This window comes from Geothrix campi, from assembly GCF_024609265.1.
GTDB lineage: Bacteria > Acidobacteriota > Holophagae > Holophagales > Holophagaceae > Geothrix > Geothrix campi.
On record NZ_JANHMP010000004.1, the window covers coordinates 138,527 to 161,370 of the forward strand.

At 70.1% G+C, this 22,844-nt stretch carries 20 protein-coding genes; 12 read left to right on the forward strand and 8 right to left on the reverse strand.

The window, feature by feature from the left end; genetic code table 11:
- Positions 1–21: 21 nt before the first annotated feature.
- Positions 22–291, forward strand: a complete 270-nt coding sequence (locus NOV65_RS15040; protein ID WP_257307488.1) for a TMEM165/GDT1 family protein — start codon at positions 22–24, stop codon at positions 289–291.
- The gene (locus NOV65_RS15045; protein ID WP_257307490.1) at positions 270–683 is read left to right on the forward strand and encodes a thiol-disulfide oxidoreductase DCC family protein; all 414 of its coding nucleotides are present in this window, start codon (positions 270–272) and stop codon (positions 681–683) included. Before NOV65_RS15040 ends, NOV65_RS15045 begins: the two co-directional genes overlap by 22 nt.
- Here the strand turns inward: NOV65_RS15045 and NOV65_RS15050 are convergent.
- Positions 680–1,879 (reverse strand): metallophosphoesterase, encoded by a 1,200-nt coding sequence (locus NOV65_RS15050; protein WP_257307492.1) that lies wholly within the window; start codon positions 1,877–1,879, stop codon positions 680–682. The two genes, NOV65_RS15045 and NOV65_RS15050, sit on opposite strands and share 4 nt — an antisense overlap.
- A 19-nt stretch (positions 1,880–1,898) precedes the next feature.
- Positions 1,899–4,445, reverse strand: coding sequence for a TolB-like translocation protein (locus NOV65_RS15055; protein ID WP_257307494.1), 2,547 nt, complete (start codon positions 4,443–4,445; stop codon positions 1,899–1,901).
- 100 nt (positions 4,446–4,545) lie between these two features.
- Here NOV65_RS15055 and NOV65_RS15060 point away from each other — a divergent pair, with 100 nt between their 5' ends.
- The 5 genes from NOV65_RS15060 to mutL are packed head-to-tail and all read left to right on the forward strand — an operon-like array spanning position 4,546 to position 9,687.
- Positions 4,546–5,538 carry an FAD:protein FMN transferase gene (locus NOV65_RS15060; protein WP_257307495.1) on the forward strand — a complete coding sequence of 331 codons (993 nt, stop codon included), beginning with the start codon at positions 4,546–4,548 and terminating at the stop codon, positions 5,536–5,538.
- Positions 5,535–6,827: a porin family protein gene (locus tag NOV65_RS15065; protein ID WP_257307497.1), complete on the forward strand. Its 1,293-nt coding sequence runs from the start codon at positions 5,535–5,537 to the stop codon at positions 6,825–6,827. Before NOV65_RS15060 ends, NOV65_RS15065 begins: the two co-directional genes overlap by 4 nt.
- A gap of 38 nt (positions 6,828–6,865) precedes the next feature.
- On the forward strand, positions 6,866–7,384 hold the full coding sequence (locus tag NOV65_RS15070; RefSeq protein WP_257307499.1) for an FMN-binding protein: 519 nt from the start codon (positions 6,866–6,868) through the stop codon (positions 7,382–7,384).
- Positions 7,381–7,836, forward strand: coding sequence for a hypothetical protein (locus tag NOV65_RS15075; protein WP_257307500.1), 456 nt, complete (start codon positions 7,381–7,383; stop codon positions 7,834–7,836). The genes NOV65_RS15070 and NOV65_RS15075 overlap by 4 nt, the downstream gene beginning before the upstream one ends.
- 33 nt (positions 7,837–7,869) lie before the next feature.
- Positions 7,870–9,687, forward strand: coding sequence for a DNA mismatch repair endonuclease MutL (mutL, locus tag NOV65_RS15080; RefSeq protein WP_257307502.1), 1,818 nt, complete (start codon positions 7,870–7,872; stop codon positions 9,685–9,687).
- An 89-nt stretch (positions 9,688–9,776) separates the two neighbouring features.
- Here the strand turns inward: mutL and NOV65_RS15085 are convergent, their stop codons facing one another.
- The 5 genes from NOV65_RS15085 to bamD are packed head-to-tail and all read right to left on the reverse strand — an operon-like array spanning position 9,777 to position 18,032.
- Positions 9,777–12,809 carry a sigma 54-interacting transcriptional regulator gene (locus NOV65_RS15085; protein WP_257307504.1) on the reverse strand — a complete coding sequence of 1,011 codons (3,033 nt, stop codon included), beginning with the start codon at positions 12,807–12,809 and terminating at the stop codon, positions 9,777–9,779.
- Positions 12,803–14,074: a 3-phosphoshikimate 1-carboxyvinyltransferase gene (gene aroA, locus NOV65_RS15090; protein WP_257307506.1), complete on the reverse strand. Its 1,272-nt coding sequence runs from the start codon at positions 14,072–14,074 to the stop codon at positions 12,803–12,805. Before aroA ends, NOV65_RS15085 begins: the two co-directional genes overlap by 7 nt.
- 39 nt (positions 14,075–14,113) lie before the next feature.
- Positions 14,114–14,503, reverse strand: a complete 390-nt coding sequence (locus NOV65_RS15095) for a hypothetical protein (RefSeq protein ID WP_257307508.1) — start codon at positions 14,501–14,503, stop codon at positions 14,114–14,116.
- Between the two features lie 12 nt (positions 14,504–14,515).
- Positions 14,516–16,549, reverse strand: a complete 2,034-nt coding sequence (locus NOV65_RS15100) for a hypothetical protein (RefSeq protein WP_257307510.1) — start codon at positions 16,547–16,549, stop codon at positions 14,516–14,518.
- A 1-nt stretch (position 16,550) separates the two neighbouring features.
- On the reverse strand, positions 16,551–18,032 hold the full coding sequence (bamD, locus tag NOV65_RS15105; RefSeq protein WP_257307512.1) for an outer membrane protein assembly factor BamD: 1,482 nt from the start codon (positions 18,030–18,032) through the stop codon (positions 16,551–16,553).
- 111 nt (positions 18,033–18,143) lie between these two features.
- Here bamD and NOV65_RS15110 point away from each other — a divergent pair, with 111 nt between their 5' ends.
- The 5 genes from NOV65_RS15110 to NOV65_RS15130 all read left to right on the forward strand — a co-directional run bounded on the left by NOV65_RS15110 (position 18,144) and on the right by NOV65_RS15130 (position 21,788).
- Positions 18,144–18,824 (forward strand): hypothetical protein, encoded by a 681-nt coding sequence (locus NOV65_RS15110; RefSeq protein WP_257307514.1) that lies wholly within the window; start codon positions 18,144–18,146, stop codon positions 18,822–18,824.
- On the forward strand, positions 18,824–19,507 hold the full coding sequence (locus NOV65_RS15115) for a hypothetical protein (RefSeq protein WP_257307516.1): 684 nt from the start codon (positions 18,824–18,826) through the stop codon (positions 19,505–19,507). Before NOV65_RS15110 ends, NOV65_RS15115 begins: the two co-directional genes overlap by 1 nt.
- Before the next feature lie 5 nt (positions 19,508–19,512).
- Complete coding sequence (locus tag NOV65_RS15120) at positions 19,513–19,878, forward strand: DUF2752 domain-containing protein (RefSeq protein WP_257307518.1); 366 nt, start codon at positions 19,513–19,515, stop codon at positions 19,876–19,878.
- 78 nt (positions 19,879–19,956) lie between these two features.
- The gene (locus NOV65_RS15125) at positions 19,957–20,313 is read left to right on the forward strand and encodes a roadblock/LC7 domain-containing protein (RefSeq protein WP_257307519.1); all 357 of its coding nucleotides are present in this window, start codon (positions 19,957–19,959) and stop codon (positions 20,311–20,313) included.
- A 101-nt stretch (positions 20,314–20,414) separates the two neighbouring features.
- On the forward strand, positions 20,415–21,788 hold the full coding sequence (locus NOV65_RS15130; protein ID WP_257307522.1) for a NupC/NupG family nucleoside CNT transporter: 1,374 nt from the start codon (positions 20,415–20,417) through the stop codon (positions 21,786–21,788).
- Positions 21,789–21,837: 49 nt separating this feature from the next.
- On the opposite strand, the gene pssA is transcribed toward NOV65_RS15130, so the two are convergent.
- Positions 21,838–22,626, reverse strand: a complete 789-nt coding sequence (pssA, locus tag NOV65_RS15135; protein ID WP_257307524.1) for a CDP-diacylglycerol--serine O-phosphatidyltransferase — start codon at positions 22,624–22,626, stop codon at positions 21,838–21,840.
- Positions 22,627–22,844: the final 218 nt, after the last annotated feature.

A 22,844-nucleotide genomic window follows, 5' to 3' on the forward strand; every position in this document is an offset into this window, starting at 1 on the left:
CGTCACGATCTGCGAGGCCACATGAACCGCTCTCTCTTCTGGACCACCTTCGCCACGGTCTTCCTCGCCGAGGTGGGCGACAAGACGCAGCTGGCCGCCATGACGGCCACGGTGCGCAGCGGCCAGATCTGGACCGTGTTCTTCGCCGCCAGCGTGGCCCTGGTCTGCGCCACGGCCATCGGCGTGGCCGTGGGCGGCGTGCTGTTCCGCTACATCCCCGAGTCTGCCATCAAGTGGGCCGCGGGGTGCGCTTTCATCGCGGTGGGGCTGTGGGTGCTGATCAAGGGCTGACGCGCCTCTTCTACGACGGCGGTTGCGGTCTCTGCCACGCGACCGTGCGCTTCGTCGCGCGCCATGATGCCGGGAAGCACATCCGCTTCGCGCCTCTGGGCGGAGCCACCTTCCAACGACTCACTCCAGCCGATGGAACGGCCCTGCCCGATAGCCTGGTGGTGCTGACCCCTGAGGGTCGGCTACTGGTCCGATCCGAGGCAGTAGTTCACCTGCTCCGCGGCCTCGGAGGGCTCTGGCGCGCCTGGGCCGTCCTCCTGGCGGTGGTGCCCCGGCCCCTCCGGGACCGGCTGTACGACGCGGTGGCGCGGTATCGCCAGCAGCTGTTCCGACGGCCGGAGGGGCCCTGCCCGGTGCTGCCGCCCGCCTTGCGGGAGCGCTTCGATCCCTAGCCGCGCGGACGGACCTCCCCCCGCGTGAGCGTGAGGATGGCGATCTCCGGCGGGGCGGCGATGCGCAGCGGGAGGCCCACCACGCCCAGGCCCCGGCTCACGTAGAGCAGGTCCTCCCCCTCGCGGTAGAGGCCGTCGGTGCGGGGACCGATGAGGTGGGCGCTGCTGAGCCCGGGGATGGGATTGATCTGTCCGCCGTGGGTGTGCCCCGACAGGGTGAGCCGGGCGCCGGCGGCCAGGGCCTGTTCCCATTCGCTGGGCCGATGGTTCAGGCAGATGCGGAAGGCGTCGGCGGGCAGGTCCCGGGCGGCCTCGGTGGGCCGGGGGCCGGGCCCGAAGACCATGCGGCGGAAGCGGCCGTTCCGTGCCATCGGGTCCTGGAGCCCCATGAGCGCCAGGGTACCTCCGCCGCGCTGGACGAGGGCCGAGGCGTTCTCCAGGCAGCGGATGCCGGCAGCCTCGAGGTCCCGCCAGATGGGGCGGGGGTCGTCGAAATAGTCGTGGTTGCCCAGCACGGCGAAGGAGCCGAAGCGAGTGGGGAAATTCTGGAAGGCCTCGATGATCGGGGCCAGCTCATCCGGCCGGCTGTCCACCAGATCGCCGGTGATGAGGAGCAGGTCCGGGCGCTCGCGCGCCGTGAGGTCCCGCCATCGGCGCACCAGATCCGGCCCCACCAGGGGACCGGAGTGGAGGTCGCTGAGATGGGCGAGGCGGAGGCCGTCCAGCCCCGGAGGGAGGTCACCGAAGGCCAGAGTGCGCCGGGTGATGGCCGGGTCGCCGTAGGCCTCCTTGGCTCCGACGGCGCCGAAGGCGACCGCGGCGCCGGTGCTGGCGAGGGCCGCCGTCCGCAGGAAGGCCCGACGGCCGGGGTCCACGGCCTCCCCCGGGGGCTCGGGCCGATTCCGGCTCCACACGTGCCAGAGGCCCTCGGCCACCATGCCCATCAGGAGGTGCAGCACCGTGAAGGCCTGGAAGTAGAACCCGCCCCGGGCCATGCCCCGCAGGAGTGGCAGGGCGTCGTGGCCCCCCAGGCCGAGGAGGCGAAGCCCTGCGAAGAGAATCAGGGGGACGTGGAGGAGGATCAGGATCCAGGGCAGGGCCCGGTAGAGACGCCCCCCCGGCAGTTCCAGGCGCAGCAGGCGCAAATGCAGCCACTGCACGAGGAAGATGAGGACAAGGCCGGTGAGGAAGAGCATCAGGATCCCGGGGAAGACATCACGGCCGCACGATCACGCTGAGGGTTCCCACAGTACGGCCCTTCATGGCGCCATCCAAGGGGCGGTGCAGGCCCAGCGCGAATGAGAGGTTGCCAGTCAGGCGCCGCAGCACTTCTAGAGGCAGGCCCAGATTGCGGCTATCCAATTCGAGGCCGGCCACCCGCTGCGCCGGGGGCCTGGGCGTGGCGTCCTGCCAGACCGCCAGGTGCTCCACATAGGCCTGGAAGGGGCCGAGTCGCAGATCCCCCCGCAGGTGCTGGAGGCGATTGCCGGTGGCAGTGTAGGCCGGCAGGGCAGCCTGGATGACCCGGTTGGCATCGAGGGAGGTGGGCAGCAGGGAGGTGCCCACCCCGCCCAGGTGGAAGCGGTCGAGCGCGGTGGGATCGCCGCCGATGCGGCCCTCCTCCAGGCGCATCGTGAGGGGAGACCAGGGATTGAGCCAACCCAGGGTGAGGGCGGCCCGGGTCAGATTCCAGGCGTGACCCTCGGTGCGGCCCTGCTGCTCCCGGGCCGCCAGGGCGGCGCGCAGGCCCTGGCCGTCCCGGCTCCAGAAGGTGCCGAGGCCTGCCTCGGCGCCCCAGAGCAGGCGAGTGAGGGAGGCCCCGCCCGTGGACGTGACGCGTTCGAAGGCGAGGACCGGTCGGAAGTGCGAGCGGGGCCGACCCAGGTCCTCCCGATCGAAGGCCAGTTCGGCCCCGCGTCGCTCGCGGTCGAAGCCCGCCACCGGCGCGAAGCGCTGGCTCGAGGGGCGCTCTAGGGTGGAGAAGGCTTGGAGGGAAGGCGCCCACCGCCAGCCTCGCCAGGCAGCTCCGGCCATGCCACCGCGGGGGCCCGCACCGTCGCCGAATCCGGCCAGGACCTGCCAGTTCAGGCGGCCGAGGAGGTCATTGCCCCCGGCCCCGATCTGGGCGCTGAGGCCCGAGGGCGTGGCGCTGTACCCGGCCAGGGTGAAGGTGTCGTGACTTTCGCCCACACGATAGGGATGCGGAGCCACCGGAACGGGCGCCGGCAGGGAATCCGGCTCGTCGGCCTTCGGCAGCACCTGATCCTTGACCAGGGGCGCCGGATCCTGTGGCAGGGGCTTCGCCTCCAGGGGCGGCAGCGTGGCATCGAGCCGACGGATCTGGAGCCCCGAGGCGCTGAGCTGGGTGTAGTAGATCCACTTGCCATCCGGCGTGGCGACGGGGTTCCAGGCGGCCCCCAGGGTGCGGGTGAGGGGCCGGCCCTGCGCATCCACCAGGTTCCAGATGCCGTCGATCTCCTTCCACGCAGGGCCGCCGGGCGCGGCGGACTTCGTTGCCGGCGGACCCGCGGTCAGCCCCCGCCCAAGGACCCACTGCCGCGGCTGGGGTTTCAGCACCCCTTCGGCATCGGGCAGCCGCAGCTGGAAGGCGATGCGATCCGGCCCCGTCCACAGTGGCTTCCAGGGCAGGGCCCCGTGGATGGGCCCCAGGCGGCGGGTGGGCGGCAGGATCGGAGCGAGCGCTGCGTGGTCGGCGGGTTCACCCGATTCCGCCTTGACGGGTTTGGGCGCGGCCTTCAGATCCCACACATAGAGGCCCGGCTTCTTGGGATCGCGCACGCAGGCCAGAAGTTTCGTGCCGTCGGGGCTCAGGGCCAAATCCGTGGCCCAGCCCTTGAGTTGGGTGACGAGTTGGCCTTCGCGCAGGCCCTCCGCCCGGGTGCGGCGTTCCAGCTCCAGGGCCGTGTGCGTCAGTTCCGCGCAGTAGCGCTGGTAGCCGTCCTTCGGACCGAAGCCGAAGGTGGCCCGGAAGGCCGCCTCGAAGTCGCGCTTGCCGGCCAGACGAAGCCAGAGGGTCTGCAGGATCTTCGGGTCGCCGGATTTCGTCTCCAGCCATTCCAGGTAGGCGCTACCGCCCAGGTAGGCCAGGCTGCCGCCGAGAAAGCCCCCCGTGCCGCTCAGGGCCTCGTAGGTGGGCAGCTTGCCTTCGATGGCCCACTGACGCAGCACGGCTGCGCGGATGGCGCTGTGGGGGCGGCCGCTGCCGGTGAGTTTGCCTTCGATGAGCGTGGCGTAACCCTCGGTGACCCAGCGTGGCGATTTGTCCGCGAGAGGTCCCAGCACTGCGGTCCAGCGCCGCCAGAGGCTGCTCTTCCGGGCGGGCCGCAGCAGGTGGTGCATGTGGCCCAGCTCGTGGGTCACCAGCAGCTCCGCCCAGCCGTGGTGGTGGCCGATCACGGAATCGGCCTCCGGTTCCGTCTTCCAGAGCACCACGTGAGGGCGCTGGAGGATGGGGAAGGCCATGCCGTTGGCTTCCATCACGGGGTCGAGGATGAGGATGTCGATGGGCTTGCCGGGATTCTCGTAGGCGAACCCGACGAGGCCGAGGTACTGGGCGTGGATCCCTTCCACGCGTCCGGCCACCTCCTGGCCGAAGGACTCGAAGGCTGCGGGGCAATGGATGCGGTAGTGGGCCGTGGTGAAGGTGAGCCAGCGTGCGTCCGGGGCCTGGACCCGCAGGGGAGTCGCCTGGACCAGAGCGGGAAGAAGGGCCAGGGCGGGCAGCAGGATCCGGGGGCGCATCCCCTCAGTGTGAACCAGGGGGGTGACGGAGATCACTTTTTGAGAATCCATCTCAAATTTAAGGTTGAAAATGATCTTCAAGTTTATGAGACTCATTCTCATGTTTGTTCAACCCTCCTTCCTCCTCCTGGTCCCCGCCCTGATGGCGGCCCAGGCCGCCGCGCCCGCGCAGGCCCTCCCCGGGCTGGCCAGTCCCACGCTGGCCAGTCCCGCGCTGGACCGGGAAGTGCTGGCCATGGGGACGGAGCTGCGGTTGCATCTCGAGGGACGCGGCGACCTTGAACAAGCCTCGCAAGCGGCGCTCGTAGAGGCCGCTCGCCTCGAAGCGGCCTGCTCCACGTGGGATGCCTCCTCCGCCTGGAGCCGCCTGAATGCGGCGCAGGGGCGGCCGGTGGCCCTGGACCCTGAATGGCTCGATCTGCTGGGCCGGATGAAGGCGTGGCAGGCCCGGACGGAGGGGGCCTTCGATCCCGTCCTCATGGCCCTGATGCGGGTCTGGGGCATCCGGCAGGGGGGGATGACTCCTACCCCCCAGGCCTTGGTCGAGGCCCGCCGGGCCTCGGGAGCCGAGCTCCTGGAACTCGACCGGACCGCGGGCACGGCTCGCCTCGTCCACCCGGCGGCGGGCGTGGAGGAAGGTGGTTTCCTCAAGGGCTATGCCCTGGACCGGATGCGCCAGGCCACGGCCAGTCCTGCCGGACTGCTCGACTTCGGGGGCCAGCTGCTGGCCTGGGGCCGACCCGTGTCCGTTTCCGTCGCGGATCCCCTGGAGCGCGACCGCCCCCGGATCACCCTCGCCTTGCATGACGCCTCCCTCTCCGGCAGCGGCACCTCGGAGCGGGGCCGGCACATCCTCGATCCCCGTACGGGCGAGCCCTGCCCTGCCTGGGGCAGCACGGCCGTGGTGGCCGCGGATGCCCTCACGGCCGACGTGCTGTCCACGGCGCTCTACGTGCTGGGCCCCGATGCCGGCCTCGCCTGGGCCGAGCGCCAGGGCGTGGCCGCCGCCTTCCTTCTCCGCGACGGAACGATCCGGATGACCCCGGCTTTCCGATCCCTCCACCCCACCCTGATGCCTCGGGAGTCCCGATGAAGTCCCTGCTCACCCCCCTCATGTGCGCCCTGCTGGCGGCGCCCGCCTTCGCCCAGCAGAAGCCGGACGCGGAACAGCGCATCGCCGACCTGGAGCGGCGCCTGGACGCCATGTCCCGGGAACTCGAGACCCAGAAGACCGGCAGCGTGATGCCGGTCGCCGGAGAGGAAGGCCGCTTCGGCCTGGGCGCAGCCGCCAGCAAGGTCTACGCGGCTCCCACGGGCCTCAGCATCGGCGGCTATGGCGAATTCCTGTACCAGAACTTCGACTCCAAGTTGCAGGACGGATCGAAGGCGCCCCGGGAGACCAGCCTCGACGCGCTGCGCCTCGTGCTCTACACGGGCTACAAGTTCAACGACCGCATCGTCTTCAACTCCGAGCTGGAGTTCGAACACGGCGGCTACTCCGACGAGTCCACCGGGGGCGAGGTCAAGGTCGAGTTCGCCTACCTGGACTTCCTGATCGACAAGGCCTTCAACGTGCGGGCCGGCATGATGCTCCTACCCGTGGGCTTCATGAACGAGATGCACGAGCCCCCGGCCTTCCTGGGTTCCCAGCGCCCCCTCGTGGAGCGCCGCATCATCCCCAGCACCTGGCATGAGAATGGCGTCGGCCTCCACGGCGAGCTGGCCGGGAACCTCAGCTACCGCCTGTACCTGGTGAACGGCATGGACGCCAACCCCGATGCCGGCAATGGCCATGAGGGCTTCACCGGCGCGAGCATCAAGGGCGGACGCCAGTTCGGCAAGGAGGCCAAGGCCAACAGCCTGGCCTGGACCGGCCGCCTGGACTGGGCGCCCATCCCCGGCACCACCCTCGGCTTCAGCTTCTACCGCGGCAACTCCAACCCCGAGGACGGGGCCGAGCCGCTCATCACGAGCCTGTGGGATGTCCACGCCGAGTACCGCGCCGGTGGCCTGCAGCTGCGGGGCCTCTTCTCCCGCACCACCAACTCCGAGGCGGGCGTGGCGGCCCTGCCGATCACCGGCGAGGGGTTCCAGACCGGCACGCGCCAGTTCGGCGGCTACCTGGAGGCGGGCTACGACGTGCTCCGCGGCTCCGGGCGGCAGGCCCTCATCCCCTTCGTCCGCTACGAGCGCCTGAACTCCCAGCAGCGGGTGGTGCCGGGCGCGACCCCCGACCTCGCCAACGACGTGACCGTGAAGACCGTGGGCGTCAGCTACAAGCCCATCCCCAACGTCGCCGTGAAGGCCGACTGGAACAAGGTCGAGAACCGCGCCGAGACCGGCCGCGACCAGTTCAACGTCGGCCTCGGGTTCTACTTCTAGGCCCCGGTCCCGCCCCGTCCCACCGCCCGGAGGCTCCCATGATCCGCGTCCTCGCCCCCCTCGCCTTCTCCCTGCCGCTCTTCGCGGCCCTGCCCTCCACACAGGAGGCCCTGGCCCTGGCCTTCCCGGGGGCGCAGTTCACCCGCCGGGAGTTCGTGCTCAGCGAGGCCCAGGCTGGGCGGGCGAAGGCGCTGGCGCAGGTGGAGGTGCCGGGGCGCTGGCTGGTGACCTACGAGGCCCGGAAGAATGGAACCCTGGTGGGTGTCGGCTTCTTCGACACCCACCGGGTCCGGACCCTGAACGAGACTCTGCTGGTGGCCCTCTCGCCCGAGGGCCGCGTCCTGCGCGTGGAGGCCGTGGCCTTCCACGAGCCCGCCGAGTACATGGCGAGGGAGGCCTGGGTGAAGCAGTTCGAGGGGAAGACTCTCGACCCGCAGCTCACCCTCAAGGGCGCCATCAGGCCCCTCTCGGGCGCCACGCTCACGGCCCACGCCATGACGGACGCGGCCCGCCGCTGCCTGGCCCTGCATCAGGTGCTCTACCGGGAGGCGAAATGAGTCCCCTCGAACGCTGGAGCCTGCACCTGGCGGCTCTGCTCACCGCCGGCACCGGTCTCATGGATGGCCTGCTCCGCTGGTTCGGCCTGCGGATGGGCGAGTTCGGCCCCGAGCCCCACCCCTGGCTGCCTGCGGCCCAGCACCTCCATGTGCTCATGGCGCCCCTCCTCCTCTTCGCCCTGGGCATGGCTGTGCGCGGCCACCTCCAGGTCAAGCTGAAGAAGGGGCCGGAAGGACGTCGCACGGGCCTGGGTGCCGCCTTCCTCATCGCGCCCATGGTGCTGTCGGGCTATGGTGTGCAGGTGGTCACCAGCCCCGTCTGGCGCACGGCCTTCAGCTGGTCCCACGGCATCAGCGCGGGGCTGTTCCTGCTGGCCTACCTGGGGCACCTCTTCATCCGGGTGAAGCGCGTGGCCGAGGAAACCAGGGTGACCGTGACGGCTCTGACCTGACTCGACTCTGGATTCACGCTCTAGACTGATCCGATGGCCAAGATCCGAGTCCTTGCCGATCATGTTGCGAACCAGATCGCGGCGGGGGAGGTCGTCGAACGGCCCAGCTCGGTGCTCAAGGAACTGGTGGAGAACGCCCTGGACGCCGGCGCCCGGCGCATCGAAGTCGCCTGGGAGGAGGGCGGCAAGCGCCTCCTGGAAGTCGCCGACGATGGCTCCGGCATGGCCCGGGATGACCTCTATCTGGCCCTGGAGCGCCACGCCACCAGCAAGGTGCGCACGGCGGAGGACCTGGGGCATCTGGCCTCGTTCGGCTTCCGGGGGGAGGCCCTGCCCAGCATCGCCAGCGTGAGCCGCTTTGACTTGACCAGCGCGGAAGCCGAAGGGGCAGGCCACCGCCTGCGCTGCGAGTTCGGCATCATCAGGGAAGTCGTGCCCGCCCCCCGCAGCCGGGGCACCACGGTGACGGTACGCGACCTCTTCGCGCAATTGCCTGCCCGGCGGCGCTTCCTGAAGTCGACCGATACGGAACACGCCCAGCTCTGGGGCGCCGTGGCACGGCTGGCCCTGAGTTCCCCCGGCGTCCATTGGACCATCCGCCCCGACCGTGGTGCACCCCTGGTGCTGCCGCCCGTGGCGGACGCGGGCCAGCGCCTGGGCCCCCTGCTCGGCGAGAAGCTCACCCGGCTGGTGCCCTTCGTGAACGGCGAGCTGCCCTGGCGGCTGCGGGGCTTCGTGTCGCCGCCGGACCTCAGCTTCCGCGATCGCAACCACCTCTACCTCTTCGTGAACGGCCGGGCCGTGCGGGATCGCCTGCTGCTGGCGGCCTTGTCTGAGGCCTGGTCCGGCACCTTCGCCAAGGGCTCGTACCCGGCGGCGGTGCTCTTCCTGGAACTGCCCCCCGAGGCCGTGGACGTGAACGTGCATCCCACCAAGGCCGAGGTGCGTTTCCGGGAGCCCCAGCGCATCTTCGCCTGGGTGCGGGGCGGGGCCGAGGAGGCCTGGGCCGCCTTGCGAAGCAATTTTTCATCGGCGCGCGGAGGACTGGCCTCGGTGCTGGAACTGCCGCCGAAACCGCTGGAGGCGGAGTTTGAACTGGATCCTTCCCGTCGCGCCGCGGCCCAGCATCCCCGCCTCTGGTCCGATCACTCCGGCGGGGCGCTGGGAGCCTACCGGACGCTCGACGCGACCTTCACGACACGCCCCCTGGATACGATCTACGCTTATGAGCCGATGTCCTCCGGGGCCTCCGAGAACCTGGACCCCGATGGCGCCATCCGCTACCTGGGATCCTTCCAGCAGACCTATCTGCTGGCGGAAATCGAAGGTGACCGGGGGCCCGAACTCTGGATCGTAGATCAGCACGTGGCCCACGAGCGGGTGCTCTTCGAGCGGCTCTTCCTGCGCCGCCACGCCCCCGCCATCCAGCCGCTGATGCCGCCCCAGGTGGTGCAGATCGGGCCTGAAGCCTTGGCGCGGCTATCGCCTTTCCTCGGTGAGCTCCAGGCCGCCGGGGTGGAGGCGGAACCCTTCGGGGAGGGCGCCCTGGTGGTGCGGGGCCTGCCGGACTTCCTGGCGGACCGGGATCCCCAGACCCTGCTGGAGGATCTGCTGGCCCGGCTCGAACGTGAAGGCCGGGTGGATCTCGATACCTTCCGCCGGGACCTCAACGCCGAGCTGGCCTGCCGCGCCGCCATCAAGAAGCACCACTCCCTACCGCCGGACCTGGCCCTGGGCCTCATCCGTGACCTCCTGGCCTGCGAGGTGCCCAACACGTGTCCACACGGGAGGCCGATCCTGAAGAAGCTCACCCTCGAAGATCTGGAGAGGAGCTTCGGCCGCCGGTTGTAAAGACGGGCTTCCGCGAGTGAACGCGACAATCGGTGCGAGGAAGTCGCCGAGGACGGCGCCACCCCGATCAAACAGTTCAACTCGGGGTTTCAATCTTCGGCGCCCTTGAGGACCCGCTCCGCCACCAAGTCCACCCCCAGCCGCCGGGCCGTGGCATAGAGGGCGGGGCGGGCGAGGCCCAGGGTCTGCGCGGCTTCGGCCATGCGGAAATCACAGGCCTGGAGGGTGTCCAGGAGAAACCGCCGCTGGAAGGCGCGGGTGGCGTCGTCCCAGCCACGCATCTGGAGGACGGGGGCCTCCAGCTCTGGCACGTGGACGGATCTCAGGGTGCCGCCTTCGCAGCGCAGGATGGCGCGCTCCAGCGCATGCAGCAGCTCGCGCACGTTTCCTGGCCACGATAGGCGGGCGAGGGCCTGCGGGAGTCCTGGAGCCAGGGCCGGCACCGGCCGCTTGGCCGCGGCGGCGGCTTTCACCACCAGCCGGGGCACCAGAAAGGGGAACTCATGGCGGCGGGCAGACAAGGCTGGCAATCGAAGGACCGCGCCCTGCAGGCGGAAAAACAGGTCCCGGCGGAAGCTCCCGGCCTCGGCCAGCTCCTCCAGGGGGCGGTGGGTGGCCGCGACGAAGCGCACATCCACCCGGATGGATCGGTCTGAGCCCACCCGGCGGATCTCGCGCTCCTGGAGCACGCGCAGCAGCAGGGACTGGAGGCGCGGGGAGAGGTCGGCCACCTCGTCCAGGAACAGGGTGCCGCCCCGCGCGGCCTCGATGGCGCCCCGGCGGTCCCGGTCCGCCCCTGTGAACGCGCCTTTCGTGTGGCCGAAGAGCTCGGATTCCAGCAGCCCCTCGGCGAAGGCGGAGCAGTTCACCGCCACTAGGTCGCCTGATCGCCCCGAGCGGTGATGGAGTTCCCGGGCCGCGAGTTCTTTCCCCGTGCCGGTGGCGCCGAGGATCAGTACCGCGAGCTCCGAAGCCGCCACGCGGTCCAGTTCCCGGAGGACCGAGGCCATGGGTTCGCTGCCATCCGTCAGCAGCAGGCCACCATCCTCCATGGTTTCCTGAGGGCGGGCGGCTTGGAGCTGGGCCAGCCAGGGCGCCAATAGGAAAGGCTCCATGGAGGGGACCGGGGGAAGTTCCGGAGGTTGGGCCAACAGGATGGCGCCCACCGGGCAGCCTTCCCAGGCGAGGGTGTGACCCCGCCAGATCCAATCGCCGTGCTGGAAGGGGGCCAGGGCGCCATTCTGGGCGAGGCGGCTGAGTGCCCCCTCCGGGGGCGCCTCCCCGGCACCCAGGATGCGGCGGGCGGTGCCTTCTCCCCAGACCAGCCAGGTGGGTGTGGATCGTCGGGCCAGCCAGCGCTCCAAGAGGGTGGTGGCACCCATGGCTGGGGCCTCTTCGGAAGGGGGCCAGAGGGTCGCGAGGCGCCTCTGGTGCCGGGGCGAATGGGCGCGATCGGCGATGGCCTGGAGGGCCAGTAGCGATTCCGCGCGCCGGAGGTCGGGCCGCCGCTCCAGCACCTGCAGACCGAGCTCCAGGCGCATGATCTGCGTGGGGCAGGTGCGCCAGGCCTCCCAGAAAGCCCGCGGCTCGCCGGTGCCACGGAACAGCCGGTGGGCCTCCCAGCTGAGGCGCGTCTCCGGATCCGCATCCGCAGACGGCGCGTCCGTCAACGGACCCAGGACCGCCTCCAGGAAGCGGGCATAGGGATGGTCCTGGACATGCACCAGCCCTTCCCTGATGAGATCCCAGCGTTCCCGGTCGGCGCCGTGCAGGGCCAGCAATCCCCAGCCCGCGGCGAAGTCCGGGTGGGCCTCCACCAGCCGGCGGATGCGGGCCTGGGCGGCGTCCGGTTCGAGGTTCACCTCGGCCAGCTGGGCTTCCTCCAGATCCTGCCAGGGTTGGGGGAGCGGACCACGCAGGGCGGCCCACCGGGCATGGGCGGGGAGGTCGGCCCACTTGAGGGCCAGATGCGCGGCGTTGGAGGCCGCGCGTTCCGCCCAGCCAGCGGCCCCCAGCCGGAGGAAGTGGGCGTGGGCCAGGGTGAAGGCCCGCAGGGAGGCCTCCGGCTCGCAAAGCCCATCCGCCCGCAACCCTTCGGCCATCCAGTGGAAGGGATCCGCGCAGGGGTGCACCCGGGTGCCCCAGGCAGGATAGCCTTCGGCGGCCTCCGCGACTTCGCCGCCCCAGCGCATGCGGATCCGATCCCAGGTGGCGTGGCCCGAGGGGGGAGGCGGAGCCGGCCGATGCATGGATTCCTGCAGGTCTGCCTCCAGGGCTTCCCGCCAGCCCTGGGGTGGGTTCTCCGCCAACTGCATACGCAGGAAGGCGGCCAGGGGCGGGGACGGGTGCTCACCGACTGCGAGCCCGGTGGGGGCCAGCGGAGCCAAACCTGAAGCCGAGGCGCCGCAGCCCCGCGCCCAGGCCCGCACTCGGGGGTCCAGCAGCCACCGTCCATCCGGGAGGGCCGTCAGCCAGGGGGCGCTGGCATGAGGAGCCAGATCTTCCGGGAGCGCCTCCAGCGCCAGCGGTCCGGTGTGGGCCTGGAGGAGGGGCCACGGCAGAGCCTGATCGAGGTGGCCTTCGGGCAGGAGGCGGCCCTCCCCATCCTGGCTCCGCAGCAGGAATTCCCACCAGCCTGGCGGCAGGCGGTGGAGGGAAGGTGGGATCAGGTTCTCCAGGAAGGGCGGCAGGTGCAGCGCCCCCGCTTCATCCACCGCGCCCAGAAGGGCGATCCACCGCAGGCGCTGGGAATGGTCCAGCAGGATCGATCCCGTCGCCATCCAGGGCTCGCCGTCTCCCTCCAGCAGGGCCTCCCAGGCCCAGGCCCTCAGCTCGTCCTCGCGGCTTCCCCGCTGGGTGGCGGGAACCAGTGGGCTCCCGTGACGAAGGAGGGCCACCCAGGCTGGATCCGGGCGGGGACCAAAGGTGGTGGGCAGGTCCGTGACCCGCGGGCCCTGGGGGCGGTGGGCCTCCTGCGCCAGGCGGGGCCAGCGTCCTTCCCGGCCGCCCAGTAGCCAGGCCTGGCTGATGGCGGGCAGGGCCCACAGAGGATCTCCCCAGCGGCGACCCCGGTCCAGGCTCCAGGGGGCTTTCCAGTGGCCGAGCCAGGCGGCTCTCAGCACCCCAGCATCCCGCGCCAGACCGCCCAAAAATCCGGAAAGGTCTTGGCCACGCAGTGGGGATCCCGCAGCGCGCCACCGCAGCGAAGGCCGCCCACGGCCGCGGCGAAGGCCATGCGGTGGTCGTTGCGTGGATCGAAGGGGGAGCGCGGGCCCGGATGTGGGCCGGGAGCCACTCGCAGGGTGTGATCCCCGATCACCTCGGCCTGGCCGCCCAGCCAACCCACCAGTTCCGCCGAGGCGTCCAACCGGTCGCACTCCTTGAGGGGCAGGGTGTGGAGTCCGCGCAGCTCGGAGGGGCCGGGCGCCAGGGCTGCCAGGGCCGCCAGCACGGGACCGAGGTCCGGACAGTCCGTAAGGTCCGCGTTCAGGCCGCGCTGGAGGGGGCCTCCCAGTTCCAGGGTCTGGGGGGCGGTCCAGTGGGCACGGCAGCCCGCCGCCTCGAGGATGGTCACCATGGCGCGGTCGCCCTGGGCATCGGCCGGATCCAGGGGCGCCAGCCGAAGGGTGCGACCCGTCACGGCGGCGGCGGCGAGGAAGGCGGCGGCGCCGCTCCAGTCGCCGGGCAGGTCGAGATCCCGTGGGGCCAGCGCCCCGCCGGGAATGATCCATTGGCCCGGTTCCAGGCGGGCTTCGCAGCCGAAGCGTTGGAGCCACTGGGTGGTGAGGGTCAGGTAGCTGGGGCTCGCAACCTCGGTCCAGCGGAGGGTGCCGCCGCCTGGCAAGGCCGCCGCGGTCAGGGCCAGCCCCGTGAGGAACTGGCTGCTGAGGCGGGCGTCCACCTCCAGGTCCAGGTGCTCCGGGGTGCGCGTCGCGGGGCGCAGCCAGGCGCCCTGCGCATTGGGTTCCCAGGCGGCCCCCAGGGCCTCCAGAGGGGCCAGCAGGGGGCCCAGGGGGCGCTCGAAGAGCCGTGGGTCGCCCTCCAGTCGCACCGGGCCCTCCGCCTTCAGGGCCAACCAGGGCAGGAGGAACCGCAGGGTGGTGCCCGAGGCGCCGAGCCAGAGGGGTGCGGAAGCCCGGGGGCGTCGGCCGCCTTCGATGATCCAGGTACCTTCCTGTTCTTTGAATCCAAGCCCCAGATCGGTCAGGGCCTGTCGCATCCAACGGGTGTCCTCGGCCTCCAGCCCACCCCGGAACCGGCTGGTTCCAGGTGCCAGGGCCGCCAACAGCAGGGCCCGGTTGGTGACAGACTTCGAACCGGGCACATGGACCGGGTGCAGCGCCTCCCCCCGGGGCAGGGAGGAGTCTTCAGGCAATGACAGGAGCATATGGCAGGGTGCCCGCGCCCGGTCCCCCGCCGCAAGCCGTTAGCCGATGTTCTCGAAGATCGGCTTGGAGATGCGCTTGTTGGTTTCCTTCGTCCACTGGTAAACACCGTAGAAGTCGATGGTGCGCTTGAAGCGCAGGGTGATGGTGCAGGTGCCGGCCTCACCGCTGCCGGTCTTGGTGACGCGGATGGCGTTCTTGTCCGCCAGCACCTCGGGGATGACCAACTCCCGGGCCTTGTCCTTGACTTCCCGCTCGATCGTCTCAATGGGTTTCTTGGCGGCGCTGCTGGCGATGAAATCACAGGCATCCACCAACTCGCTGTCGGCGTAATAGACGGGGATGGCTTTGTAGCCTGCGGCAGCCAAAGCGCCGAATACGAGCAGGGAGACGATGCAGCCGATCTTGCCTTCGCCGCGCTGGTGGCTCATGGGTTCCTCCAACTACTTCAGGTCTTCGAGGGCCTGCCGGGCCAGGGGGGCGACCAGGGGACCATCGGGGCCGAGCAGGGTTGCCTGAGGATACTTCAGTGCCTGCCGGAATGCCTGGGTCGCTTCGGCCTGGTACGCGTTGCCCAACCGGAGGAAGCAGAGGCCCGTGTGGTAGTCCAGGGTGCCCTGGCTCACGCCACTCACGGTGCTGAGCCGGGTGTCCCTCAGTTGCTCGATGGCCTTGTCATACCTGCGGAAGTGCATCAACCCGAGGCCCAGGTTCAGCCGGATGAGATTCGCCTCATCCCCCTTGGCGCCTGCGTACTGGAGGCGCAACTGGGCCAGTACGGCGGGATAGCAGAGGTTCGAGGCACCCAGGGGGATCTCCAGGGCTTCGGCTTGGATGGGGAGGGTCACGGGCGCGCCGCCCTGGCTGAGGGTCACGCTTCCCTTGGCGGTGTCCAGCACCTGGTGCAGCGCCTTGACCGAGGGGAGCGGCTTGCCGTTGGCCTGGGTGAGAGCCCTGCCGACCTGGATGCCGGCCTTCTGGGCGGCTTCGGAGGCGGCCAGCACCCAGGGGCCGGCTTCACCGGGAACATCCAGGACGGAGAGGCCCAAGCCTGGTTCATGGAGGGGGGGCACGGCGTTGAGACGGGCCACCAGGGGCCCCAGGGGATCCTCCTCCAGGGGTTTCACCATCAGCCGTTCCTCTTCGCCTTCGAGGGTGGCCACCAGCAGTTCGATCCGGTGGATGACTTTGTCGGGCATCGGCGTGGCGAGGAGGATGAGCTCCGCCTCTCGGGAGGCCTTCACCCGCGCCAGGGCCTCCCTGGGCGTTTCACCAGGGTGGGCGGGCAGGTAGGCCACCTGCTGGATCCGGTCCCCGAGGCCCTCCAGGAGGGACAGGAAGCGGGCCCGGCCCGTGAATTCCGTCTCTCCCTCCAGGCCGAGGAAGGCCAGGCGCGGCTTGGGGCGCGCCTCCACTGTCAGGGCCTTGCCCTCTTCCACGGTGATGCGGCGGGAGAAACCGCCGGCCGGGAAGCGGATCAGCAGATCGTAGGCGCCGGAGCACACCGGCAGCTGGGCCACAGGCAGAGGCCCTTGGCTCTGGCCGGACAGGAACAGCTCACCGCCCGGCCAGGCGGAACTGACAGAGAGGGTGCCCTTGGAGGCCTCCAGGCGGAGGGGCTCCAAGGTGTGATCGGCCCAGGGCGTGGCCAGGTCCGCTTCCATCTCGAGTACCCGGGTGCGGTGGCAGGGCGCCCGCAGTTCGAGTTGGTGCTTGCCCGCGGCCAGATCGGCGATGACGAAGGCCTCGGAGAAATCCTCCGGGCGCAGGCCCAGGGGCGTGACCAGGGGGGCGGCCTCGGGTCCGGCGTGGCCCTTGGTGCGGCCCAGGCTCTGGCCGTCCAGCAGGACTTCGGTGCCGCTGGGCTGCACATACAAGGTGACGGCGGAGGACACGCGGTCGAGCTTGAAGTCCACGGTCTTGGCGTCCCGGGGGACGAGTTCCACGCTCCGTTCGGCGGGCGCGTAGCCTGGGCGTGTGTAGACCAGCTTGTGCGAGCCGAAGGGGAGAAAGCGGCGGGCCAGGGGCGGGCCCGGCCGGCCGTCCACGGACAAGGTTCCATCCTCGGGCGCGTAGCTGAGCTTCACCGCCGCGTATTTCTCCCCCTTCAGGCGGTCGAAGAGGGCCATCAGGCGCTGGGAGGTGAGGGCGCGGTCCACCTCGAAGTCCGGATTCAGGTCGATGAGGGCCTGGAGGCGACCCTGGGCCCGGGGTTTTGTCTGAGGACTGCGGTCATCAAGCACCGCCAGCCAGTTGTAGGTTTCGCAGAGCATCTGGGCCCAGGCGGGGCCCAGCGTGGCGCCCTTGGGGGCGAGCGCTTCTACCACCTTCTCGAAGCGGGCGGTGGCGCCCTCGCGGTCCCCCTGGGCGGCCCACAGGGTCTTGGCCTGGAGGAAGGTGTCCTTGAGGGCGGGATCCTGAGCGTGGAGGCCGAGGGCGACCAGGAAGGCGAGGGGCAGGAGTCGGCGGAGGCGCATATCAGTTCAACCGGAACAGGAGATCGTTGCGGCGGTCGCAGAGGATGAGTCCGCCGGAGCGGTCCAGGGCGAGGGAAGTGATGCGGCCGCTGATGCCGAGGCTCTTGAAGGTGGCCTGCCGAAGCACTTCGCCTCGGGGACCCAGGATCACCACCCCTTCCCCGAAGTCGCCACCTTCGACGAGGGCGCCCACCTGCCCTGCCCCGTCCGAAGCCAGGGCGATCACGTAACGGAAGGCGGCCGGCAGGTCTTTGCCATAGGGGACCACGGTGCGGGGCTGGCCGTCGGCATCCAGGAAGAGCAGCTTGCGGTCCGCGTCGGCCGCGATCACCACGCCACCCGTGGGCAGGGGCGCCAGGGCGTTCGCGATGGGGGAGGCCACGGTGCGGGAGGTCCCATCCTGGCCGAAGACGGTCAAGGCGGGCGTTTTCGAATCGGCGACCCAGAGCGCACCCCAGCGATCCAGGGCGGCTCCGGTGATGGCACTGAGGCCACCGAGGGGCGTCAGCCCCGCGGCCTGCTCGCGGATCAGGCCGGCCTTGGAGAGAAGCCAGACCTCGTCTGCCGGTGAAGCGAGCATGGCCTTGGCCCCGACGGCGCCAGGGCCGGCGGGGGCCAGATCGCCATGGCGGAGGCGGAAGGCGCGATCCAGGTCGTATTGGTAGATGAGCAGATCCCCATCGGGTGCGGTGGCCAACAGTGTGGGGGTCTTGAGCCACTTGGCCCGGCCCGCGGGCCAAGCTCCCTCGTTGGCGAGCGGCGGCTTCTGGAGCCGGTGCTTCACGCGCAGGGCCATGCGCCAGGCGGCTTCCTGGGCTTCGGGACTCAGGGGTGCAGTGGTCCGGAGGCGCTGGAGCATCCGGAGGCAGCCGGGCAGGTCCTCCAGGAGGTCCATCGTCTCGGCGGCCTCCAGCATGGCCCGGGGCACCACGGCGGCATCGGGGTGGAGCCGAAGGGCTTCCATGAACTGGTGGAGGGCGCGGCCCCACTGCCCCTGGTCCCGCCAGGCCCGGCCCAACCGGAACCGGGCCTCGGGCACCGCGGGTGACTCCGGGAAGAGGTCGAGAACCCGGTTGAATTCCGCCATGGCATCCTTGAGTTCTGTGGCGCGCCGGGCCTGCCGCGCCAGCAGGGTCCCCCTCAGCAGCAAGCCCTCGGCGGCCTCGGGCCTCCGGATGTAGTCGGCCTTGAGCCGGTCCAGATAGGGCATGGCAGCCTCGGGCTTGTGCTCCACCTCCACCTGATGGCGAGCCAAGGCCAGGAGCGCCCGGGGGGCGAACTCGCTCTTGGGGGCGGACTGGAGCAGCTGGCCCCAGGTGTCCAGGGCCTCCTTGTAGGCCTTGGCCGTGTAGGCCCGCTCGCCACTCTGGTACAGCCGCTCTGCCAGGTCGCCCTCCTGGGCCCGGGCCGGAATCGCGACCAGGGCCGGCAAAGCGCAAAGCAGGGCGACCGGGGTTCGGAACCAGGGGGATGCGGGTGACATGGAAGCCTCAGGGCAGAGGAAAAGCATAGCCGCGACTCCGGAACCCGGTCCGGCCTCCTGATGGGGTTGGTGGGTATCCCCGTTCCCCCCGTAAGTGCTAGCGTCTTAGGCATGCGCGCCGTGATCTTCGTCTTTCTGGCCGTTCTCGCCCAAGCCCAGCCCCCAGCCTTCGTGGACCAACTACCTCCGGCGGCCCGCGCCGAGGCCCTGGACATCCTGAACCGGGTGGATTTCGCCTTCGAGACCCGGACCCAGCCGAAGCACGTGCGCCTGGCGACCATGGAAAAGCTGTTCGACCATCCGCGATTGAGCGCGGCCATGTGGAGGCACTGCCAGTTCGTGCCCAGCTTCTACGCCTTCATCCATCCGGATGGGGCCTGGAGCATCGATGACGCACACGGGCTGAAGGGCACGCTCCGCCTCGTCTATCAGCGGCCCGGGCACCGGGTCTACCTGGTGGAGGGCGTGGCCGAGAAGGGCCGCCTGAAGACGCCTTTCGCCGTGGGCGCGAAAATGCTGACCTCGTACCGCTATTGGGAAGGGAAGGACGGCTTCGAAACCTACCTCCAGACCTGGACCGCCCTGGACTCCGCCCTGCTCGGTGCCGTGTCGCGTCCCTTCCGGGGGTACATCAAGCATCGCCAGGATGAATTCATCGCCTACATCAATGGGAACGTGGCCACCTTCGGAGAGTTCGCCGACCTGAGTCCCCGGGACTTCCAGGCCCCCCTCAAGCGGGACGGCGATGCCATCGTCCTCCGCGACTTCGAGATCCTCTTCTTGAGGAAGTGATGGAGGTCCCTTTCGCGGCTTCGGCCCGGGCCCTGATGCGGCCCGCCACGGCCTTCACGGAACCGTTGCCGCCCCTGGGCCGGGCCCTGGTCCGCATGCTCGCCGTGTGGGTTCCGTTGGCCCTGGTGGACGCCTTGATCATGGTCTGGCGGGCCCTCCAGGCCTATGGGCAGCTCCGGCAGAGCGGGCCGCCAGACTGGCTGGAGCGGCTCTCGGGGGCCGATCCGGAGGTGCTCTGGGAGGTGTTCCGGACCCTGCCAGCCCCGCCGACCTTCGGCCGGATCTGGCCCTGGCTCCTGCTGATCGTGCCCATCGGGGTGCTGGGGACCTGGATCCACCATGCGGTCTGGGACCATACCGGCCTGTGGCTGCTGGGAGGCCTGAAGGGGCGCCGCGGTTTCCGGACCACCCTGGTGGCGGAGGCCGAGGTCCTGCGCATCGCGGCCCTGGGAACCCTGATCGGGCTGCTGGGCTTCGTGCCGATCCTGGGTACCGTGCTGTCCCTCCCGCTGATGCTCCTGGCCGGTTATCTGTGGCTCTTCCGCGGCTTCGCCCTGGCGGCCCGGCACGGGTGCGAGCCCTGGCGGGGGGTGGGGGCCACGGTGGTCCATGCGGTGCTGCTCGGAACCTGCGCCCTGGGCCTGGCCGTGATGGTGCTGATGCTGCTGCGGACGGCTCCGTGAGGCGGGTGCCCTGGATCGCCCTCGGCAGCCTGGCCCTGGCCCTGGGCGTCTGGCTGGCGGGCTTCCTGGCGCCCTTCGCGGGGTTCCTGCCGGGCTGCGCCTTCAAGCGGTTCACGGGGATCGCCTGCGCCACCTGCGGGTTGACCCGGAGCATCCTCGCCCTGGGCCAGGGGCATTGGCGCGAGGCCCTCCACTGGTATCCGGCCCTGGCGCTCCTGGCTGGGGCTGCGCCGGTCGCCGCCCTCTGGGACCTGCGCCGTGCCTGGCGCGGAGAGCCCTATCCAGCCCTGCCAGCGTCGCGGGCGCTCCGATTCGGGGCCTGGCTCCTGCTCGCAGGGATCTGGGCGCTCCAGGTGGCGCGGGGGATCTAGACCGATGGACGGTGTCCGGGTTTTGCCATGGGCCCCCAGTCCGGTCATGCTGTCAGCACGCATCACCGGAGTCCCACCATGTTCCAGCAACTCCTGGATCGGCTGATCGAACAGGTGCCCGAGGCCCTGGCCGCGACCTTCAACGATCGCGATGGGGATCCCATCTGCTCCCGCACGATCCAGGTCTCCAACGAGGGGCTGCAGCTCCTGGGGGCCTACCAGCACGTGGTGAAGCGGCACCTCCAGCAGGCGGTGGAGGAGTTCGACCGCGGCGAGGTCAAGCAGGTGGCCTTCGCCACGGACCAGCACTGGATCCTCATGATGGGTGCCAAGGAGCAGTGCACGCTGGTCCTGGTGATGCAGCGGGAGGGCCTGCTGGGCCGCGCCCGCTTCTACATGGAGCAGGCCGTCGAGGCCCTGAACCAGGAACTCTAATGCTGTCCGGGGGGACCGCCTGCTCGCCATGCTCGCGATGTCCCCCCGGGCCCCCGCCAGGTGGGTGGGATGAACCCGCCCACTTGGCCTAGGAGCACTCGATGGAACGCTTCATCGGTCTGGCCGGCATCGTGGCCTTCATGGCCATTGCGTACGCGTTGTCCCACAAGCGGAGCGCCATCCACTGGCGCACCATCGTCTGGGGCCTGGCCCTCCAGTGGATCTTCGCGCTGATCGTCCTGAAGGGCGCCGCCATCTCGAGCCTGCTTTCCTTCGTGCCGTTCCCGAAGGGCACCGGCTGGGTGGTGCTGCTCCTGATGTTCACGCCCATGCTGCTGCGCCGCTTCGCGTCCTGCGAGAACAAGTCACTAAACTGGGGCCTCTTCGCCGTCATCGTCCTGGGCCTGCTCCGGGGGAACCTGGTGGGCTCCTCCTTCGACCAGATGCGCATCGTGGTGGAACACCTCATGGCTTACGCCCATGAGGGCGCCAGCTTCGTGTTCGGCTCGCTCTCCGATGGTCCCGGCGGGAAGGTGGGCATGGTGTTCGCCTTCGCGGTGCTGCCCACCATCATCTTCGTGGCGTCCATCTTCGCGGTGCTCTACTACATCGGCGTCATGCAGTGGGTGGTGAGCGCGGCGGCCCGGGCCATGGGCCGCTTCCTCAAGGTGTCCGGCGCCGAGAGCGTGAGCGTGGCCGCCAGCATCCTCATGGGCCAGACCGAGGCGCCCCTGACCATCCGGCCCTTCCTGGCGCGTATGACCCGCAGCGAGCTGATGCTGATCATGACCGCCGGCATGGCCCATGTGTCCGGCAGCATCATGGTGGCCTACGTCCAGGTGGCCCACGTGGACATCGTGCACCTGCTCACCGCCGTGATCATGACCGCCCCTGGAGCGGTGATGATGGCCAAGCTCCTGGAGCCCGAGACCGAGGCCCCCGAGACCGCGGGCGAAGTGAAGGTGGACATCCCCACCCACGACGCCAACGTGCTGGATGCGGCCGCCCGGGGCGCTTTCGAGGGCGGCCAGCTGGCCTTCAACGTGGCCGTGATGCTCATCGCCTTCATCGCGCTCATCTACCTGCTCAACGGCCTGATGAAGGCCATCCATCCGGGCTTCAGCCTGGAAATGGTGCTGGGGGCGGTGTTCAAGCCCTTCGCCTACCTCATGGGCGTGCCCTGGCTCGAAGCGGGCCAGGTGGGTTCCCTGCTCGGCAAGCGCATGGTGGTGAACGAATTCGTGGCTTTCCTCGACCTGGGCGCCATGACGAACCTGTCCGCCAAAGCGCGGCTGATCTCCACGTTCGCGCTCTGCGGCTTCGCCAACTTCAGCAGCATCGCCATCCAGGTGGGCGGTATCGGCGCCCTGGTGCCCGAGCGACGGGGCGATCTGGCCCGCCTGGGCCTCCGGGCGATGCTGGCGGGCACCCTGGCCAACTTCCTCAGCGCCTGCATCGCCGGCATCCTGACCTAGGGCCGGAGGGCCTCACTACCCCTGGACCCTGGCCCTGGCCGGCCTTTCGTCAGTGGACGGCTTCCAGGTTCTCCGCACCGTCCCTGGGGGGTTCCACGCCCCGCCAGCCGGCCTTCCAGGCCAGGTTCAGGAGGAGCCCGAAGGTGATGTAGGCCGCGAAGAAGCCCACGAAGAACCGCTGCTGGAGCAGGATCATCATCGCGAAGATCAGCACGATGCTGAGGCTGGTCAGCATGGCGGCCCGGGGGCTGCCGGCCCGCTTCTTGAAGCTGGGGAAACGGATCGTGGACACCATCAGGAGGCCCACGAGGAAGAGTTCCGCGGCGAAGGCGTAGGCGTGGAGCGTGGAGGCCGGCGGCGTGGGTCGCCAGATGATCACGGAGGCGACACAGGCGGCGCCGGCGGGGATGGGCAGGCCCACGAAGTAGCGGGGATCCACCGCGCCCACCTGCACGTTGAAGCGGGCCAGGCGCAGGGCGCCACAGGCCGTGAAGACGAAGCAGGCCGCCCAGCCCGCGGCCCGCAGGTGGGAATCGTGGATGCCCAGCTGGAAGAACCCGTACCGGTAGGCGAGGATGGCCGGGGCCATGCCGAAGCTGACCACGTCCGCCAGGCTATCCAACTGCACGCCGAATTCCGTGGCGGTGTTGGTGGCCCGGGCCACGCGGCCGTCGAGGCCATCGAAGACTCCCGCCAGCACCAGCAGGCCGGCAGCCCACAGGAAGAAGCGTTCCGGGGTGGCCCCGGCGGCGTTGATGGACATGACCACGCTGGAGAAGCCGCAGAAAATGGAGGCCATGGTGATGCTGGAGGGCAGCACGAACATGGAGCGCCGCATGGCGCGCTTTCGCCGGTCTCGGCGTTCCTCAGGGCTCAAACGGGGTCGCATGGCCCCATTTTCTCACATCCAGGCAGGCGCCGGACCCGCTGATTGGGGAGGGTATCCTGACAACCCCCGGAGGACGGCTTGAAACAGGTGGTGGTCATTGGTGGCGGACATGCCGGAATGGCCCCGACTCCGCGGCTCCGCGAAGCGGAACGCGGGAGTGGGCGGCT

Bases quoted from the DNA above. Each gene is read 5' to 3' on its own strand.
- NOV65_RS15040 (WP_257307488.1), top strand. From the start codon at position 22: ATGAACCGCTCTCTCTTCTGGACCACCTTCGCCACGGTCTTCCTCGCC.
- NOV65_RS15050 (WP_257307492.1), bottom strand. From the start codon at position 1,879: ATGCTCTTCCTCACCGGCCTTGTCCTCATCTTCCTCGTGCAGTGGCTG.
- NOV65_RS15055 (WP_257307494.1), bottom strand. From the start codon at position 4,445: ATGCGCCCCCGGATCCTGCTGCCCGCCCTGGCCCTTCTTCCCGCTCTG.
- NOV65_RS15060 (WP_257307495.1), top strand. From the start codon at position 4,546: ATGTTTGTTCAACCCTCCTTCCTCCTCCTGGTCCCCGCCCTGATGGCG.
- NOV65_RS15065 (WP_257307497.1), top strand. From the start codon at position 5,535: ATGAAGTCCCTGCTCACCCCCCTCATGTGCGCCCTGCTGGCGGCGCCC.
- NOV65_RS15070 (WP_257307499.1), top strand. From the start codon at position 6,866: ATGATCCGCGTCCTCGCCCCCCTCGCCTTCTCCCTGCCGCTCTTCGCG.
- NOV65_RS15075 (WP_257307500.1), top strand. From the start codon at position 7,381: ATGAGTCCCCTCGAACGCTGGAGCCTGCACCTGGCGGCTCTGCTCACC.
- mutL (WP_257307502.1), top strand. From the start codon at position 7,870: ATGGCCAAGATCCGAGTCCTTGCCGATCATGTTGCGAACCAGATCGCG.
- aroA (WP_257307506.1), bottom strand. From the start codon at position 14,074: ATGCTCCTGTCATTGCCTGAAGACTCCTCCCTGCCCCGGGGGGAGGCG.
- NOV65_RS15095 (WP_257307508.1), bottom strand. From the start codon at position 14,503: ATGAGCCACCAGCGCGGCGAAGGCAAGATCGGCTGCATCGTCTCCCTG.
- NOV65_RS15100 (WP_257307510.1), bottom strand. From the start codon at position 16,549: ATGCGCCTCCGCCGACTCCTGCCCCTCGCCTTCCTGGTCGCCCTCGGC.
- bamD (WP_257307512.1), bottom strand. From the start codon at position 18,032: ATGTCACCCGCATCCCCCTGGTTCCGAACCCCGGTCGCCCTGCTTTGC.
- NOV65_RS15110 (WP_257307514.1), top strand. From the start codon at position 18,144: ATGCGCGCCGTGATCTTCGTCTTTCTGGCCGTTCTCGCCCAAGCCCAG.
- NOV65_RS15115 (WP_257307516.1), top strand. From the start codon at position 18,824: ATGGAGGTCCCTTTCGCGGCTTCGGCCCGGGCCCTGATGCGGCCCGCC.
- NOV65_RS15125 (WP_257307519.1), top strand. From the start codon at position 19,957: ATGTTCCAGCAACTCCTGGATCGGCTGATCGAACAGGTGCCCGAGGCC.
- NOV65_RS15130 (WP_257307522.1), top strand. From the start codon at position 20,415: ATGGAACGCTTCATCGGTCTGGCCGGCATCGTGGCCTTCATGGCCATT.
- pssA (WP_257307524.1), bottom strand. From the start codon at position 22,626: ATGCGGCGCTCCATGTTCGTGCTGCCCTCCAGCATCACCATGGCCTCC.